This is a genomic window from Enterobacter cloacae complex sp. IR5401 (assembly GCF_049238425.1).
GTDB classification, from domain to species: domain Bacteria; phylum Pseudomonadota; class Gammaproteobacteria; order Enterobacterales; family Enterobacteriaceae; genus Enterobacter; species Enterobacter hormaechei_C.
In genome coordinates, this window is record NZ_JBMKHN010000005.1 from 130,854 (window position 1) to 145,420 (window position 14,567).

The window sequence follows — 14,567 nt, forward strand, 5'->3', positions numbered from 1 at the left end:
TTTTCCCTTATTTTTGTACTACGATATTTTCCTGCGAAGGATCAACATGCTGTAATTGCAGTTTTTCCGTTGCGATCCGTTCAACCCGGCTGTGATCGCCGAGCGCGTTTTCTTCAAGGATCAGATTTCGCCATTCAATATCCAGCGCATCGCGTTCCAGTACCATCTGTTCGCGCTGCGCAGTTAATAAACGGGTATGGTGAGCGGTGGTGACCACCATGACTGCCGTCACAATGATGCAAATGAACAAGCAGAGTGGCAGCTTCCCAAACCGCAAAAGATCGTCGCCGATCACGCCAGGCAAGGCATGGCGCTCGTTGCTTCCTAACGATCCCTTAACTTTGCTTAGGGTCTCTGTCACTCTGCTGATCATGCGTTCGTCCTCTCTGCAATACGCAGCACTGAACTACGGGCACGTGGATTCTCTGCCACCTCTTCTTCGCCCGGCATCAACTTGCCTAATGCTCGCAACTGACGGCCGCCCAGCTTTCTGAGTTGTTCTTCCGTCATCGGCAGCCCAGCTGGAACCTGCGGACCGCGGCTCTGTTCACGCATAAAGCGTTTTACGATGCGATCTTCCAGCGAATGGAAACTGATGATGGATAACCGCCCACCCGGGGCCAGCACGTCGAGCGAGCTTTTTAGCGCCAGCTCTATTTCCTCCAGTTCACTGTTTACCCAGATACGAACCGCCTGGAAGGTACGGGTCGCAGGATGTTTGTGCTTGTCCTTCACCGGCGTTGCCGCCGCGATGACTTCTGCCAGTTCTTTGGTACGGGTCATTGGCTCAACGCGGTTGCGCTCCACGATGGCGCGGGCAATACGTTTGCCAAAGCGTTCTTCGCCGAAGGTTTTGATTACCCAGGCAATATCCGCTTCGTCAGCAGTTTGTAACCATTCAGCGGCAGATTGGCCGCGAGTAGGGTCCATACGCATATCCAGCGGTCCATCACGCATAAAGGAAAAACCGCGTTCTGCATCATCAAGCTGTGGTGAAGAGACGCCAAGATCGAGGAGAATCCCGTCGATCTTGCCGGTCAGGCCGCGCTCAGCGACATAATCCGCAAGCGCAGAGAAAGGTCCATGCACGATGGAAAAGCGAGGATCATCGATGGTTTGCGCAACGGCAATCGCCTGCGGATCGCGGTCAATTGCCAGCAGGCGTCCTTCCGCTCCAAGCTGAGAGAGGATCAAACGCGAGTGACCACCGCGACCAAAAGTGCCATCAATATAGATGCCGTCTGGACGAATATTCAGGCCGTTAACGGCCTCATCCAGCAGCACCGTTGTATGTTTATAATTTTCCATCATATTTATAGAGACAAGTCCCGCAGCCGTTCCGATAATGTTTCGGAATCAGACTGCTCAGCGTCGATATCTTCCTTGACCTGTTGATACCAGGTCGTTTCGTCCCACAGTTCAAACTTGTTGAACTGTCCGACCAGCATCACTTCTTTAGTCAGACCGGCATGTTGCCGCAACACAGGCGCAATCAATAATCGCCCGGCGCTATCCATCTGACATTCACTGGCATGTCCCAATAACAGCCGCTGTACGCGGCGTTCCTGCGGGTTCATGCTCGACAGTCGCGACAGCTTTTGCTCAATGATTTCCCATTCAGGCAAAGGGTAAAGCAGCAGGCAGGGGGAGTTGATGTCAATGGTGCAAACCAGTTGACCCGAAGCGTTCTCAATCAGCTGGTCGCGGTATCGGGTTGGTACCGATAAACGCCCTTTGCTGTCGAGATTGACTAACGTTGCTCCACGGAACATGCCAGTCTCACCCCTCCTCACCACTTTAACCCACAAATTCCCACCTGAAGGAGTTTACGGAGCGAGGGAAAAGCTTGTCAAGCCAGGACTCTCTCTATACCGGCGCGAAAGCACCGTATTTACAGAGCAAGCGTGACCTGGCTAATTACTACACAACTGGCGAGGCAAAATTAACGTTATGAATATTTGTAAGAAAAAAACAGAATATGCACACGAGCGTAAAGACTCACTCAATATCATCGCAGGGAAATATAAAGTGTCAGTTTGCGACGCGGGCAGCATTTTAAGGCATATCGCCGGGGGATAACAGCGCCAGATTAACCTCAAAGCCAGATGGATTCGTTCGTGTGCGTTGAGGTCTGAAGGGGGGAGTAAAAAATGGCTGAATATTCATCGGCTGGCACATGTTTGTAACAAAACAATACAAAGAAATGCCCGTTAAAAATTATAATTGCACTTTTTAACGTCAAAATGGATTCAGAATAATAGCAGGCTATGAATCTTAGAGATAAATCCTAATTTTTATCCGGGAATTATTTCCCGCAATAAATGCGCTTCAAAAGGGGCAGTTTTACCGCCCCTGTGGAAATATTAATGGCGGCTCAAAATTCCGCGCCGATAGAGATTACGTTTGATACGCGTAAGTCCGGGTTTCGGTTTGCGGGGTTCATCCAGGCTTGCCAGAACAATCTCAAGCACGCGCTCGGCGACGTCGCGGTGACGCTGGGCCACGGCCAGCACCGGACATTGCAGGAAGTCGAGCAGTTCGTTATCGCCGAAGGTCGCAATCGCCAGATCGGATGGCAGTTTGCCATCGCGACGTAACGTCACATCCATCACCCCCTGCAACAGGGCAAACGAGGTGGTAAACAACGCCTGCGGCATCGGGTGCGTTTCCAGCCATTTCTCGAACAGCTGGGCAGCCGCTTCACGCTCATAGCTGTTGGCATACAGATAATGAACGTCACGCGGATCGTCTTTCCATGCCGTACGGAACCCTTGTTCACGCAGGAAGCTTACGGAAAGTTCAGGCAAAGCGCCAAGATACAGCACCGTTTCAGCCGGGAAGGTACGCAGCTCGGCAGCCAGCATTTCTGCATCGTCCTGATCGGCACCTACGACACTGGTGAAATGTTCACGATCCAGCGCACGATCCAGCGCCACAATCGGGAACGGATCGTTTGCCCAGCGCTGATAGAAAGGATGCTCTGGTGGTAAAGAGGTCGACACGATGATGGCGTCAACCTGACGTTGCAGCAGATGCTCAATGCAGCGCATCTCGTTGTCAGGCTGATCCTCGGAGCAGGCAATCAACAGCTGATAGCCCCGCTGACGAGCCTGACGTTCCAGATAGTTGGCGATGCGGGTATAGCTGGTATTTTCCAGGTCCGGGATCACCAGGCCAATCGAGCGGGTGCGCCCGGCACGTAAACCTGCGGCGACAGCATTCGGATGGTAATTATGCTCACGAACGACTGCCATCACTTTCTCAACGGTCTTATCGCTGACACGATACTGCTTTGCTTTACCGTTAATCACATAGCTGGCCGTGGTTCTCGACACGCCGGCGAGCCGGGCGATTTCATCCAGTTTCACAATTGCCCCTCAAAAAAAGAAAAAAGTCCATGGCCCTGTCAAGGTTATGGTTAAATATTTTAACATCTAAACGCAGAATAGCTTTCACGGCAACCGCTTTTGTCCGCGTTGTCGGTGGATTACGCAAAAAAAAGCCCGGCTTTGGCTACCGGGCTGAAAGAGGCGAACCTTTTGCGCAACTAACGCATGATTTTATCGCCGCGCGAGAGGCCAACAACGCCAGAGCGCGCAACTTCAACAATTTTTGCTACATCCCTGACGGAGGCCAGGAACGCATCCAGCTTATCGCTCGTTCCGGCAAGCTGCACAGTATATATAGAAGGCGTGACGTCGATGATCTGCCCACGGAAGATATCCGTGTTGCGCTTGACCTCTTCACGACCGTAACCGCTGGCCTGAATTTTCACCAGCATCACTTCACGTTCGACGTAAGCCCCCTGCCCCAGCTCGCTGACGCGCAACACGTCCACCAGTTTGTGCAACTGTTTTTCGATCTGCTCAAGCACTTTCGCATCGCCGACAGTCTGGATCGTCATGCGGGAGAGCGTTGGATCATCGGTCGGCGCAACGGTCAGGCTTTCAATGTTATAGCCGCGCTGCGCAAAAAGCCCAATGACGCGTGACAGTGCGCCCGACTCATTTTCCAGTAATACAGATAATATCCGGCGCATATCAGGTTCTCTCCGTTTTGCTTAACCACATTTCATCCATACCGCCGCCACGGATATGCATCGGATAAACGTGCTCTGTGCCGTCGACGATGACGTCCATGAAGACGAGGCGATTGTTTTTAACGTGCTCAAGCGCTTCGCCGAGCTTCGCTTCCAGCTCTGACGGATCGGTTACCCGCATGCCAATATGACCATAGGCTTCAGCCAGGCGGACAAAGTCAGGAAGTGACTTCATATAAGACTGAGAGTGACGGCCAGAATAAATCATATCCTGCCACTGCTTTACCATACCGAGGTAACCGTTATTCAGGTTCAGCACCAGCACTGGCAACTCATATTGCAGCGCAGTAGAAAGCTCCTGAATATTCATCTGTATGCTGCCATCACCCGTCACGCAGATCACCGTTTCGTTTGGCAACGCCAGCTTCACCCCCAGCGCGGCGGGCAGACCAAAGCCCATCGTGCCGAGCCCGCCAGAGTTGATCCAGCGACGCGGTTTATCAAACGGGTAATACAGCGCAGCGAACATCTGATGTTGGCCCACGTCAGATGTGACATACGCATCGCCATTGGTCAGACGCCAGATCGTCTCGATCACCGCCTGCGGCTTGATGTTCTCACTTTGTGTGTCGTACTTAAGGCACTGACGGCCACGCCACTGTTCGATTTGCTGCCACCAGTCGCGGATCTCGTCCAGCGGTTGAGACGCGGTCTCCTGCGCCAGCAGATCCAACATTTGATCCAGCACCTGTCGTGCGTCCCCCACGATCGGCACATCCGCCGGCACCGTTTTAGAGATTGAAGTCGGATCGATATCAATGTGCAGCACCGTCGCATGCGGACAGTATTTCGCCAGATTATTGGTGGTGCGATCGTCAAAACGCACGCCGACGGCAAAAATCACATCAGAATGGTGCATCGTCATATTGGCTTCATAGGTGCCGTGCATACCCAGCATGCCCAGCGCCTGACGGTGGGTAGCCGGGAATGCCCCCAGCCCCATCAGCGATGACGCGACAGGAAGATTCAGCTTCTCGATCAGTTCGCGTAGTTGCGTTTCACAGGCTGCATTGACGGCGCCGCCCCCCACATAGACTACGGGCTTTTTCGCAGCCAGCAGCGTTTGCAGCGCACGCTTAATCTGGCCTTTGTGCCCCTGCGTCGTCGGATTATATGAACGCATGCTCACCGACTCAGGCCACAGGTAAGGCAGTTTATTCGCGGGATTGAGAATATCTTTTGGCAGATCGACAACCACTGGCCCAGGACGACCGCTGGCGGCCAGCCAGAAGGCTTTTTTCAGTACGCCCGGGATGTCTTCCGTTTGTTTAACCAGAAAGCTGTGCTTCACCACGGGGCGTGAGATCCCCACCATGTCGCATTCCTGAAACGCATCATAGCCAATCAGTGACGTCGCCACCTGTCCGGAGAGAATGACCAGGGGAATGGAGTCCATATACGCAGTCGCAATGCCGGTAATGGCATTGGTCGCCCCCGGTCCGGAAGTGACGAGCACAACACCCACCTCGCCCGTGGCGCGGGCCAGGCCGTCTGCCATATGCACAGCAGCCTGTTCATGACGAACCAGAACATGATCAATACCGCCTACCGTGTGCAGCGCGTCATAAATATCAAGAACCGCACCTCCAGGATAGCCGAACACTTGCTTCACGCCCTGATCGATAAGCGATCGGACGACCATTTCCGCGCCAGACAACATCTCCATGCTTTGCCTCCAGGCTTTTGTTATAGACGGTCAACAGAATTCATTTCCGCGCCGTCTTCTGACAGGGTAAACCCATCTTATAATGTGCAGAGTGATGGATACCTTAACCGCTCGTTATGAGCCAGGCAATTAGCAAACGGAATGCAGGAATGGGCAATAAAAGCAGAAAAAACAGCTGTCAGACACGAATATGGTGAATTCATCTGCTATGAGGGGAGACGCTAATAATTCATCTCTTAAAAAGAGGATGGATCAGGAAATCATCTATTTTTAAGCCTCCCTGAGCGTCTGAAAAAATGCGCACAGAACAAAATATTGCTTGCATAAAAAACCACAGAATAAACCGCATGGTACCATGCGGTTTATTCATCCTGTCTTATCGACAACAAATATTGACCAGCAGCTCTTCCATCCATTGATGCCCTTTATCCCGCCCCGCCGCTTCATGCCAGGAAAGATAACAGGTACGGCTATTCAGCTTGAGCGGCAGAGGTAAAATTTGCAGGCTCAGCGAATCGGAGAACTCTTCAGCAAGCCAGCGCGGTGCAATAGCGACTAGCTGCGTCTGAGAAACGACATTCAATACGCTGACCATCGCCATTCCCTGATAGGCCACGCTGGCTTGTTTATCGGCAGTGTCATACCACGGCAGACTAAATGAGGCATATCTGTCCAGAGCAACCACGGCATGCTGCTCGCTGTAAACATCGCTTTCACGCAGTGGAGAATTCATACGGGGATGTTTTTTGCTGGCGACTAACACCATTTCATCTTTAAACAATGGAACACAGGCAAACTCTGGACGGCGAAACTCTTCATAGCCCAGAACGAACTCCGTTTCCTGATAACGAAGCTGGTGCTCAGTATTTTGATTTAATGATGATTTAAAAACGAGATGAATATTAGGAGCAATCTGTTCAACTTTATTATATATAACAGACGTCAAATAATTGTCTAACGGACTGCAAACACAGAGATGGAAAACCCGTTCACTGCTTAAGGGTTCAAAACCCGAGCCGGGAAGCTCATTTTGTACCAGCTGTAGCGCCTGACGAATCGAACCGAATAGCTGGAATGCACGCGCCGTGGGCTGGATACCTCTTCCATAGCGGACGAATAACTCGTCGTTAAACATCACCTTAAGTCTGGCTACGGCATTACTCACGGCAGGTTGAGACATTCCCAGAGATTGCGCTGCTCGCGTAATATTCTGCTCCTGCATAACTGCATCAAATACAGTTAACAGATTGAGATCCACTGTGCGCAACTGAGGCTTAACCCCATCATAAGTCTGTGGTTGGTTAATATTATTTTCTGGCATTTCTGACTCCACCGTCACGCTAAATTCCCTTTGCCAAGGTACAGTAATAACTTCGAAAAATATGATTTACCATGCATATACAACAAGCGAAAGGAAATTATTTAAAATTCGGAATATATAAAGAGACCCCATTCCACGAGCGACTTTACGCATCCCATAAATGAAGAGCTAAAGATCGTTCAAAAGATATCTCAAACTTTAATGTGGGCATGAAACCATAAATCAGACAAATGCACAATCAACGCACTCATTAATAATGACTTAAGTGTTATTAAACTATTAATGGCATACATCGCATTTTCATTAACAAAATGATATCAATTTTGATAACTTACTCACCCGCAAATCATTCATGTAATTTATAAATCAATGATATGAAACAGATTCCATTTCACAGCACATTGGTAAAAATAGTATGTTCAATTGCTACCAATTATATTCAAATTATTCCAGAGATGAATCGCCAGTCCAATAATAGACAATAAAATCGGTTAGACATGCAAAAACCAGCACAATTAGCTAATGTGTTTATCCTGTACTGAGTGGCCGTTTTGCCTGAGAGGGGTTGACATGAGTTGGCGTATCCAGTACCACTAAAAGCATATCGCATTCACCTGGAGCACGATTCATGATTCGCACCCTTCGTTTCACCGGTCTACTACTACTAAACGCATCCACTGTGCGCGGTAGACTGGCGGGCGAAATTCAGCGTTGAATCGTCTTCAGTAAAACTAAAAACCCGCGCCACTGCGCGGGTTTTTTTATGCTCGTAGCAAGGCGCCCTAAGACTGACAAGGACCTAACCCATGAGCCAGCAAGTCGTTATTTTCGATACTACTTTACGTGACGGTGAACAGGCATTACAGGCGAGCCTGAGTGTTAAAGAAAAACTGCAAATTGCTCTGGCCCTCGAACGCATGGGTGTAGACGTAATGGAAGTCGGCTTTCCCGTCTCCTCGCCAGGTGATTTCGAGTCAGTGCAGACCATCGCCCGCACCATCAAAAACAGCCGCGTGTGCGGTCTGGCTCGCTGCGTAGAGAAAGATATTGATGTGGCCGCGGAATCCCTGAAAGTTGCAGAAGCCTTCCGTATCCATACATTCATTGCCACTTCCCCCATGCACATTGCGACCAAGCTGCGCAGTACGCTGGATGAAGTGATTGAACGTGCGGTGTATATGGTCAAACGCGCGCGTAACTACACTGATGACGTCGAATTCTCCTGTGAAGATGCAGGCCGCACGCCGATTGATGATTTGGCCCGGGTAGTGGAAGCCGCGATTAATGCCGGAGCCAGAACTATCAACATCCCGGATACCGTCGGCTACACCATGCCGTTTGAGTTCTCCAACATCATCACCGGCCTGTACGATCGCGTGCCAAATATTGATAAAGCCATCATCTCCGTGCACACCCATGACGATTTGGGCCTGGCTGTGGGCAATGCCATCGCCGCCGTTCACGCCGGCGCGCGTCAGGTAGAAGGGGCAATGAACGGCATTGGTGAACGTGCCGGCAACTGCTCGCTGGAAGAAGTGATCATGGCGATCAAGGTGCGCAAAGACATTATGAACGTGCACACTCGCATCAATCACAACGAAATCTGGCGCACCAGCCAGACCGTGAGCCAGATTTGCAACATGCCGATCCCGGCGAACAAGGCGATTGTTGGGGCTGGCGCGTTCGCCCACTCCTCCGGTATTCACCAGGATGGCGTGCTGAAGAACCGTGAAAACTACGAAATCATGACTCCGGAATCCATCGGTCTGAACCAGGTTCAGTTGAACCTGACCTCGCGCTCTGGCCGCGCGGCGGTAAAACACCGTATGGAAGAGATGGGTTATAAGGACAGCGATTACAACATGGATCAGCTGTACGACGCATTCCTGAAGCTGGCTGACAAGAAAGGCCAGGTCTTCGATTACGACCTGGAAGCACTGGCATTCATCAATAAACAGCAGGAAGAGCCAGAACACTTCCGTCTGGACTACTTCACCGTTCAGTCAGGCTCAAGCGATATCGCTACCGCCTCCGTCAAGCTGGCCTGCGGCGATGAAATTAAAGCGGAAGCCGCCAACGGTAACGGCCCTGTGGATGCCATTTACCAGGCGATTAACCGCGTCACTGAGTACGACGTAGAGCTGGTGAAATACGACCTGACGGCAAAAGGGCACGGTAAAGACGCCCTGGGCCAGGTTGATATCGTCGTCAACTACAACGGTCGCCGCTTCCACGGTGTGGGTCTGGCGACAGATATCGTCGAATCCTCCGCGAAAGCGATGGTGCATGTCCTGAACAACATCTGGCGCGCCGCCGAAGTCGAAAAAGAGTTGCAACGCAAAGCTCAGAATAAAGAGAACAACAAGGAAACCGTGTGATGTCGAAGAATTACCATATTGCTGTGTTGCCGGGTGACGGTATTGGCCCGGAAGTGATGGCACAGGCGCTGAAAGTACTGGAAGCTGTTCGTTCGCGTTTTGCGATGAAAATTACCACCAGCCACTACGACGTGGGCGGTATTGCGATTGATAATCACGGTACTCCCCTGCCGAAAGGGACTGTAGAAGGCTGCGAAAATGCCGATGCCGTTCTTTTTGGCTCCGTGGGCGGCCCAAAATGGGAACACCTGCCGCCAGCAGAGCAGCCAGAGCGCGGTGCGCTGCTGCCGTTGCGCAAGCACTTCAAACTGTTCAGCAACCTGCGTCCGGCGAAACTGTACCCGGGGCTGGAAGAGTTTTGCCCGCTGCGCGCGGATATCGCGGCCAACGGTTTCGACATCCTGTGCGTGCGTGAGTTGACCGGCGGCATCTACTTCGGTCAGCCAAAAGGTCGCGAAGGCAGCGGTCAGCATGAGAAAGCGTTTGATACCGAGGTCTATCACCGTTTTGAAATCGAACGTATCGCCCATATCGCGTTTGAGTCAGCGCGCAAACGCCGCCGTAAAGTGACCTCTATTGATAAAGCAAACGTGCTCCAGTCGTCTATTTTGTGGCGCGAAATCGTCAGTGAAGTCGCTAAGCAGTACCCGGACGTTGCGCTGTCGCATATGTATATCGACAACGCAACGATGCAGCTGATCAAAGATCCGTCTCAGTTTGACGTGCTGCTGTGCTCCAACCTGTTCGGCGATATTCTCTCGGATGAATGCGCCATGATCACCGGCTCCATGGGTATGCTGCCCTCGGCCAGCCTGAACGAAGAAGGCTTTGGCCTGTACGAACCGGCGGGCGGCTCCGCGCCGGATATCGCAGGCAAAAACATCGCCAACCCGATTGCGCAGATCCTCTCCCTGGCTCTGCTGCTGCGCTATAGCCTGGATGCAGGCGATGCAGCAACCGCAATTGAAAACGCCATTAACCGGGCGTTAGAAGAAGGCGTCCGTACCGGCGATTTAGCACGCGGCACGGCGGCAGTCAGTACCGATGAAATGGGCGACATCATTGCCCACTATGTCGCTGAAGGGGTGTAATCATGGCTAAGACGTTATATGAGAAGTTGTTTGATGCGCACGTGGTCTACGAAGCACCAAACGAAACCCCACTGTTGTACATCGACCGTCATCTGGTACATGAAGTGACCTCTCCTCAGGCATTTGACGGCCTGCGCGCGCACAAGCGCCCGGTGCGTCAGCCGGGTAAAACCTTTGCCACGATGGATCACAACGTTTCCACCCAGACCAAAGACATCAATGCATCTGGCGAGATGGCGCGTATCCAGATGCAGGAGCTGATTAAGAACTGTAACGAGTTTGGCGTGGAGCTGTACGATCTGAACCACCCCTATCAGGGTATCGTCCACGTAATGGGGCCTGAGCAGGGGATTACCCTGCCAGGCATGACCATCGTCTGCGGCGACTCCCATACCGCAACCCACGGCGCATTTGGCGCGCTGGCGTTCGGGATTGGGACCTCTGAAGTTGAACACGTTCTGGCGACGCAGACCCTGAAGCAGGGCCGCGCCAAAACCATGAAGATTGAAGTGAAGGGCAAAGCGGCACCTGGCATTACCGCGAAAGATATCGTGCTGGCGATTATCGGCAAAACCGGCAGTGCAGGCGGCACCGGTCACGTCGTTGAGTTCTGCGGAGATGCTATCCAGGCGCTGAGCATGGAAGGTCGTATGACCCTGTGCAACATGGCCATTGAGATGGGCGCCAAAGCAGGACTGGTGGCCCCAGACGAAACCACCTTCAACTATGTGAAGGGGCGTCTGCATGCGCCGAAAGGTCAGAATTTTGACGACGCGGTAGCGTACTGGAAAACCCTGAAAACGGACGAGGGGGCAATTTTTGATACCGTTGTGACGTTACAGGCGGAAGAGATCGCCCCGCAGGTCACCTGGGGCACCAACCCGGGCCAGGTGATTTCTGTCAACGACAGCATTCCTGACCCGGCTTCCTTCGCCGATCCGGTCGAGCGCGCCAGTGCGGAAAAGGCGCTGGCCTATATGGGGCTGAAACCCGGCGTACCGCTGACCGACGTGAGCATTGATAAAGTGTTCATCGGCTCCTGTACCAACTCCCGTATTGAAGATTTACGCGCTGCGGCAGAAATTGCTAAAGGCCGCAAAGTGGCGCCGGGCGTGCAGGCGCTGGTTGTGCCGGGCTCCGGTCCGGTGAAAGCCCAGGCGGAAGCGGAGGGTCTGGATAAGATCTTTATCGAAGCAGGCTTCGAATGGCGCCTGCCCGGCTGCTCCATGTGTCTGGCGATGAACAACGACCGCCTGAATCCGGGCGAGCGATGTGCCTCCACCAGCAACCGTAACTTTGAAGGCCGTCAGGGCCGCGGTGGGCGCACCCACCTGGTCAGCCCGGCAATGGCCGCCGCTGCGGCAGTCACCGGTCATTTCGCCGATATTCGCAGCCTGAAATAAGGAGACAATCATGGCAGAGAAATTTACCCAACATACGGGCCGTGTTGTCCCGCTGGATGCCGCTAACGTCGATACTGACGCTATCATTCCTAAGCAGTTTTTGCAGAAAGTGACGCGCACGGGTTTTGGTGCGCATCTGTTCAACGACTGGCGCTTCCTCGACGATAAAGGCGAAGTGCCAAACCCGGAATTCGTCCTGAACTTTCCGGAATACAAAGGCGCCTCCATTTTGCTGGCGCGGGAAAACTTTGGCTGTGGATCGTCGCGTGAACATGCGCCATGGGCATTGACCGACTACGGCTTTAAGGTGGTTATCGCCCCAAGCTTCGCGGATATCTTCTACGGCAACAGCTTTAACAACCAGCTGCTGCCGGTGACGCTGAGTGACGAACAGGTCGATGAACTGTTTGCGCTGGTGCAGGCAAATCCGGGGATTTCGTTTGAAGTGGATCTGGAAGCGGAAGTGGTGAAGGCCGGTGACAAGACCTACAGCTTCAGCATTGATGCGTTCCGTCGCCACTGCATGCTGAACGGTCTGGACAGCATTGGCCTGACGCTGCAACACGAAGAGGCTATAGCCGCCTACGAGAAAAAACAGCCTGCGTTTATGGGTTAAAGGCAATGGCCCGCAGGGCGCGGGCCATTGATAAGGGTGCGTTGAGGCTCAACCACTCTGGAGAGGCGGGGAAAAACCCCCGCCAATACCGCTAACGTTTTGCTTCGTAAGCCAACACTGCTGCCAGCTCTGTTTTCTCCTGTCTGAAGTGCAGCTCACACAGCGAGTCGCGCACCATCCAGGTGAAGATCAACAGCGTCGTACAGATCAGAAACAAACCTAACAGCAGAGTACGTTTTGGCATTCCAGCCTCCTTATTGCTTTTCGGCAATGAAGAGACTAACCTCGCAATGTGGGTTGTGAAGTTAATCTCCCCATCAGTTTTTTGATGTGGGACTCTCCACTGTTTGCCTCTTGCGAAAGCCTGAGGCAAACAGCCTCAAGCACCCGTCACGCACTCTATGCGCCTTCTCTGCGCCTGTCAGAAAGTCGTTTCATTTCGTGAAGCCGCCTTCCAGAATCAAACGTCTTTTACCCGGCACGTCAGCATCAGCGTGACAAGCGAAATCGCTGCGATCACCCAGTACACGGATGCATGTCCATAGCTTTGCGACAGTCCCCCCTGAATCACCCCTGCCAGAATCACGCCGGTAGAGATACTGTTGGTAAACAGCGTGGTCGCGGAGCCTGCGCGCCCCGGCATTAAATCCTGGAACCAGAGCATGCCGATCCCGGCAACGATGCCGATAAATACCGCGTTAAACAGCTGTAACGTCAGCAAAGCTTCACGCGAATGGAACAGGATCAGCCCCGCGTAGAACACCACCCCAGCCGCCACGGCGACGACCATCATCCGACGCTTTCCGAAACGTTTCACGTAGTAACCCGCCAGAATCATCGCCGGGATCTCCAGCCCGGCAGCGGTGCCCATCAGAATACCCGCGAGCTTGTCGGGCAGTCCCAAATCGCTGCTGATCCACAGCGGCATATCGATGATGTACATGGTGTTACAGGTCCACATCAGCGTGGAGGCGATAAACAACATGCGGACGTTTTTATCCTGCCAGCCGCTCACCTGCGTGATGGGCTTGTCCGTCACCTGCTCTACGCGCGCCACCGATGGCAGCGCAAAGGCTATCAGCGCCAGGCTGATGACAAAAATCCCCGCCGCGATGGAAAACATGGTGGTGAAGCCGTAGTTCAGCGCCAGCATGAACGCCAGCGGGGGACCGATGACCCACGCGAGAGAGAGCTGCGCACGCATCACCGAGCTGAACATCACCACTTCCCTCGCCGAGTTGTCGGCGTACTCCCGTGCCAGGGCGAAGAGCTGCGGCATGGCGGTGTTCGCCAGAGAGGCCAGCAGCACGCCGCAGGTAATGAGCGTCAGGTAATGGCGGTTGAAGGCAAACAGCAGCGCGTTGCCCACGGCCATTGCGCAACAAAAGAGGATCAGCTTGCGGCGATCGCCCTGGCTGTCGGATCGTTTCGCCAGCCACAGGCTGACGAGGATCCCGGCAATGGCGTTGACGGTGTAGAACAGGCCCACCCAAAACGGCTGCGCCCCCACCTCGCGGCTGAGAAACAGGCTCAGCGTCGGCGCCTGTAGCGCGCCGGCTACGCCCATCATGAAGGCCACCAGCATAAAAGCGGCGTACACGCCATTCAGGCGTCGCCCCATCGTCATCAACCAGAGCATGCGCAAGTCCTTATGAAAGCGAATCGAAATTGGGTGAAATAGTAAACGAAAAAAGCCAGCAAAAAACATTTTGCTGGCGGGTGATTAGCACCAATACTCAGTCACACATGATCGAGGCGAGTTAGCGAGAAGAGGTCGGTTTCGTAACGTCCCACTGCATCAGATCTTCCAGTATTCTCAGCCGCTGCTCTGCGCACTGGCGGGCCAGCCAGGACACTCCCTTTGTCGCTGAAAAATAGTGCTGATAAAACTGACGTGCGGTAGACCTCTTCATAATTTACCTCCTCGCTTCATCGATAAGGATTATTGGCTTAATATAGGGATTAATAAATTGCTGATTTTTTGTCAGGAGTT

15 protein-coding genes are annotated in these 14,567 nt (G+C 52.9%); 5 read left to right on the forward strand and 10 right to left on the reverse strand.

The features are described 5' to 3' along the window. Positions 1–7 precede the first annotated feature (7 nt). From ftsL to leuO, 7 genes are all read right to left on the reverse strand, one after another. On the reverse strand, positions 8–373 hold the full coding sequence (gene ftsL, locus ACOTX1_RS09650; protein WP_003856363.1) for a cell division protein FtsL: 366 nt from the start codon (positions 371–373) through the stop codon (positions 8–10). After that, the gene (gene rsmH / locus ACOTX1_RS09655) at positions 370–1,311 is read right to left on the reverse strand and encodes a 16S rRNA (cytosine(1402)-N(4))-methyltransferase RsmH (RefSeq protein ID WP_003856366.1); all 942 of its coding nucleotides are present in this window, start codon (positions 1,309–1,311) and stop codon (positions 370–372) included. The genes ftsL and rsmH overlap by 4 nt, the downstream gene beginning before the upstream one ends. Positions 1,312–1,313: 2 nt before the next feature. Then, positions 1,314–1,772 (reverse strand): division/cell wall cluster transcriptional repressor MraZ, encoded by a 459-nt coding sequence (gene mraZ, locus ACOTX1_RS09660; RefSeq protein ID WP_003856368.1) that lies wholly within the window; start codon positions 1,770–1,772, stop codon positions 1,314–1,316. 591 nt (positions 1,773–2,363) lie between these two features. Next, entirely contained in the window at positions 2,364–3,368 is a 1,005-nt protein-coding gene (gene cra / locus ACOTX1_RS09665) for a catabolite repressor/activator (protein ID WP_003856369.1), read from the reverse strand. Between the two features lie 179 nt (positions 3,369–3,547). Next, positions 3,548–4,039, reverse strand: coding sequence for an acetolactate synthase small subunit (gene ilvN / locus ACOTX1_RS09670; protein ID WP_003856371.1), 492 nt, complete (start codon positions 4,037–4,039; stop codon positions 3,548–3,550). Position 4,040: 1 nt separating this feature from the next. Continuing rightward, on the reverse strand, positions 4,041–5,765 hold the full coding sequence (ilvI, locus tag ACOTX1_RS09675) for an acetolactate synthase 3 large subunit (RefSeq protein WP_003856373.1): 1,725 nt from the start codon (positions 5,763–5,765) through the stop codon (positions 4,041–4,043). A gap of 376 nt (positions 5,766–6,141) precedes the next feature. Continuing rightward, complete coding sequence (leuO, locus tag ACOTX1_RS09680) at positions 6,142–7,086, reverse strand: transcriptional regulator LeuO (protein ID WP_023315386.1); 945 nt, start codon at positions 7,084–7,086, stop codon at positions 6,142–6,144. Positions 7,087–7,714: 628 nt separating this feature from the next. On the opposite strand from leuO, the gene leuL reads away from it, so the two are divergent. From leuL to leuD, 5 genes are all read left to right on the forward strand, one after another. Next, positions 7,715–7,801, forward strand: a complete 87-nt coding sequence (leuL, locus tag ACOTX1_RS09685; RefSeq protein WP_057979999.1) for a leu operon leader peptide — start codon at positions 7,715–7,717, stop codon at positions 7,799–7,801. 91 nt (positions 7,802–7,892) lie between these two features. Further along, positions 7,893–9,464: a 2-isopropylmalate synthase gene (leuA, locus tag ACOTX1_RS09690; protein WP_023315385.1), complete on the forward strand. Its 1,572-nt coding sequence runs from the start codon at positions 7,893–7,895 to the stop codon at positions 9,462–9,464. Beyond that, positions 9,464–10,555 (forward strand): 3-isopropylmalate dehydrogenase, encoded by a 1,092-nt coding sequence (leuB, locus tag ACOTX1_RS09695; protein WP_023315384.1) that lies wholly within the window; start codon positions 9,464–9,466, stop codon positions 10,553–10,555. Before leuA ends, leuB begins: the two co-directional genes overlap by 1 nt. Before the next feature lie 2 nt (positions 10,556–10,557). Continuing rightward, entirely contained in the window at positions 10,558–11,958 is a 1,401-nt protein-coding gene (gene leuC, locus ACOTX1_RS09700; protein ID WP_003856382.1) for a 3-isopropylmalate dehydratase large subunit, read from the forward strand. A gap of 10 nt (positions 11,959–11,968) precedes the next feature. Beyond that, entirely contained in the window at positions 11,969–12,574 is a 606-nt protein-coding gene (gene leuD, locus ACOTX1_RS09705; RefSeq protein ID WP_023315383.1) for a 3-isopropylmalate dehydratase small subunit, read from the forward strand. A 91-nt stretch (positions 12,575–12,665) separates the two neighbouring features. Here leuD and ACOTX1_RS09710 read toward each other — a convergent pair whose 3' ends face one another. The 3 genes from ACOTX1_RS09710 to sgrT form a co-directional block, all read right to left on the reverse strand. Continuing rightward, positions 12,666–12,818 carry a Hok/Gef family protein gene (locus tag ACOTX1_RS09710; RefSeq protein WP_010427008.1) on the reverse strand — a complete coding sequence of 51 codons (153 nt, stop codon included), beginning with the start codon at positions 12,816–12,818 and terminating at the stop codon, positions 12,666–12,668. A gap of 216 nt (positions 12,819–13,034) precedes the next feature. Next, on the reverse strand, positions 13,035–14,213 hold the full coding sequence (locus ACOTX1_RS09715; RefSeq protein WP_023315382.1) for a sugar efflux transporter: 1,179 nt from the start codon (positions 14,211–14,213) through the stop codon (positions 13,035–13,037). 121 nt (positions 14,214–14,334) lie between these two features. After that, positions 14,335–14,487, reverse strand: a complete 153-nt coding sequence (gene sgrT / locus ACOTX1_RS09720; protein WP_003856388.1) for a glucose uptake inhibitor SgrT — start codon at positions 14,485–14,487, stop codon at positions 14,335–14,337. Between the last annotated feature and the right edge of the window lie 80 nt (positions 14,488–14,567).

Bases quoted from the DNA above. Each gene is read 5' to 3' on its own strand.
- ftsL (WP_003856363.1), bottom strand. From the start codon at position 373: ATGATCAGCAGAGTGACAGAGACCCTAAGCAAAGTTAAGGGATCGTTA.
- rsmH (WP_003856366.1), bottom strand. From the start codon at position 1,311: ATGATGGAAAATTATAAACATACAACGGTGCTGCTGGATGAGGCCGTT.
- mraZ (WP_003856368.1), bottom strand. From the start codon at position 1,772: ATGTTCCGTGGAGCAACGTTAGTCAATCTCGACAGCAAAGGGCGTTTA.
- ilvN (WP_003856371.1), bottom strand. From the start codon at position 4,039: ATGCGCCGGATATTATCTGTATTACTGGAAAATGAGTCGGGCGCACTG.
- ilvI (WP_003856373.1), bottom strand. From the start codon at position 5,765: ATGGAGATGTTGTCTGGCGCGGAAATGGTCGTCCGATCGCTTATCGAT.
- leuO (WP_023315386.1), bottom strand. From the start codon at position 7,086: ATGCCAGAAAATAATATTAACCAACCACAGACTTATGATGGGGTTAAG.
- leuL (WP_057979999.1), top strand. From the start codon at position 7,715: ATGATTCGCACCCTTCGTTTCACCGGTCTACTACTACTAAACGCATCC.
- leuA (WP_023315385.1), top strand. From the start codon at position 7,893: ATGAGCCAGCAAGTCGTTATTTTCGATACTACTTTACGTGACGGTGAA.
- leuB (WP_023315384.1), top strand. From the start codon at position 9,464: ATGTCGAAGAATTACCATATTGCTGTGTTGCCGGGTGACGGTATTGGC.
- leuC (WP_003856382.1), top strand. From the start codon at position 10,558: ATGGCTAAGACGTTATATGAGAAGTTGTTTGATGCGCACGTGGTCTAC.
- leuD (WP_023315383.1), top strand. From the start codon at position 11,969: ATGGCAGAGAAATTTACCCAACATACGGGCCGTGTTGTCCCGCTGGAT.
- ACOTX1_RS09710 (WP_010427008.1), bottom strand. From the start codon at position 12,818: ATGCCAAAACGTACTCTGCTGTTAGGTTTGTTTCTGATCTGTACGACG.
- ACOTX1_RS09715 (WP_023315382.1), bottom strand. From the start codon at position 14,213: ATGCTCTGGTTGATGACGATGGGGCGACGCCTGAATGGCGTGTACGCC.
- sgrT (WP_003856388.1), bottom strand. From the start codon at position 14,487: ATGAAGAGGTCTACCGCACGTCAGTTTTATCAGCACTATTTTTCAGCG.